Source organism: Marinifilum sp. N1E240 (genome assembly GCF_009295825.1).
GTDB lineage: Bacteria > Bacteroidota > Bacteroidia > Bacteroidales > Marinifilaceae > Marinifilum_A > Marinifilum_A sediminis.
Window position 1 is genome coordinate 1 of the sequence record NZ_WHKF01000027.1, and the last position, 2,132, is coordinate 2,132.

1 protein-coding gene is annotated in these 2,132 nt (G+C 29.4%); it reads left to right on the forward strand.

The window, feature by feature from the left end; translation table 11 throughout:
• Nucleotides 1-210: 210 nt before the first annotated feature.
• Entirely contained in the window at nt 211-1,827 is a 1,617-nt protein-coding gene (locus tag GCQ56_RS20100; protein ID WP_152736332.1) for a DUF4209 domain-containing protein, read from the forward strand.
• The last annotated feature ends 305 nt before the right edge of the window (nt 1,828-2,132 follow it).

Consider the following 2,132-nt stretch of genomic DNA (forward strand, 5'->3'; position numbering starts at 1 on the left):
GCTCAAATAAGAACCTCAATTCTATTTCAAATTAAAAGGATTTTCAATTTTTATGTATCCTTAAAACTGCTATATTTAAAGCTTAATTGAGCAGTTTAATCAGTTTTTAGACAAACTGCCGTTAGCGTTCATTTTCCAGCAAAGCGTTTAATTACTGAACTTTGATGAGTAATTATAAAGGATAGCTATACTAAAAACAACTTGATAAAAATGAAAGAAGTATTGTGTGAAATAAGTGAAGATGTTTATGGTAGCGCGCTGATTCTTCATTTATATAATATCAAAAATAAACACTCGAAATCAATAGCTACTGATGCATTATTGTCTTTATGTTCTATCAGAATTGATAATCTTAGTAATAATACCTTTTCAGATGAAATTAAAGAAACACTTTGTAACTATTCAAATATAGATTACTGCAAAAATCAAGAAATAATTGCCAGATGGAGGAATTATTTATACTTAGAATGTAAAAAAGAGAAACATATTAATCTCAAGGCAGCAGTATTATCTTATCTTGAAATTTTTAAATCAACTTCAAATTACGATTATTTAACTCATGCTTTAAAATTAGTGCGCAAAGCAAAGGCGTTATTCAAAGAAGAGTTAATTAATATCTATAATCACGGAAAAGAGGCAGTATTAAATTGTACTTCTTCTTCTTTTGAACAAAACAACATTCTTAAAGAGTTAGGCGGATTAATACCTGTAAAAGCTAAAGAGGATTTTGAGAATTTTCTCTATGAAAGAATATCGCAGTACAATGAACAAAAGGATTTTCATAATGCTATGATCCTTATTGATTCTCTAAAAGATCTCAAAATAATCAATAATACAGAACACAAAATTTTATTAGCAGAAAAATTAGAGCTAGAGGGAGATAATCTAAATGCTAATAAGGAGCCTAATACTTATTATCCAAATATAATATCATTATTCACTAAAGGTTTACGAAAACTAAAAGGTATTAAATGCACAACTGGATTAAGAGTAAGATTAGAAAAAAAGATAAAAATAGAGCAACGTGAATCTATTAAGATTTATCAATCTTGTGGTATAACAACTAAAATCGATGTTAGTTCAATTGATAAATATATTGTGGAGGCAGAGATTGATAGCTTTAATCCAGGGTTTAACTTTATTAAGAATTTTTCGATTGTAACAAGGCAAACTATTGATCAAGCCATAGATAAACCATCAGATAAATACTTCTTTACTCAATTCTGTGAAAATGCTGAACGAATTGATTCTCAAGGGAAAGTTGCAGGCATTTCAACAATGGTTGAATACCAAAAAGATTTATTAAGAGGTTTATACAGAAGTTATACGATTCTAGCTCTTAAAAGAATAAAATGTATAATGGATATTGATGAAATGATAGATAAGAGTCTTGTCCATGTTTTGCTTAGTAAGCATAAAAGTAAATTTATACCTGATGATAGGTTTTATATGTTTGTCGAAGGATTATATGCTGGATTCAATAATGATTTCATTACATCAGCTCATATATTGATGCCACAAATAGAAAATAGCTTAAAATATATTGCAAATCAAAATGACATTACGGTAGCCAAGTTATCGGAAACAATTCAGCATGACAATACGCTAGGTGGTGTTTTAGATAAGATTAGCAATATAATGGATCAAGATATGTACGAAGAACTGAAAAGTTTCTTAGTAGACACAAGTGGGGTTAATTTTAGGAATGAATTAAGTCATGGCTTAATGGCTCCCACATTAATTGATTATTATGGTATTTACCTTTGGTCTTTATGCATAAAAATGATATTTAAAACTGATGACATTTTCAAATCACCCAATAATTAAAGAAAACGAAACGCTAACAAAAGCTAAATTTCATGGGCGCTGATGTGCAGTTTGAAAGCTTAGTTCAATTAACAAACACCAGCAAGCCAATTAAAATTGGTTTGCTCAAAATATAAACAATTTCACTCGGCTTGCTTCTTTAGCGGTTTGAAGAGTTAACTCTTTGAAATCGCCCACGAAACTTAGCAAGACCGTCAGACTGTCTAAAAACCTTGATAAGTTGTTGATAAGTAAGCATGCTTGTATTTGATAGATTTTCAGCACTTTGTTATCTTATAGTATGAGATTTATACAAGGACAAGACA

Excerpts from the sequence above, each read along its gene's own strand:
- GCQ56_RS20100 (WP_152736332.1), top strand. The coding sequence starts at position 211 with ATGAAAGAAGTATTGTGTGAAATAAGTGAAGATGTTTATGGTAGCGCG.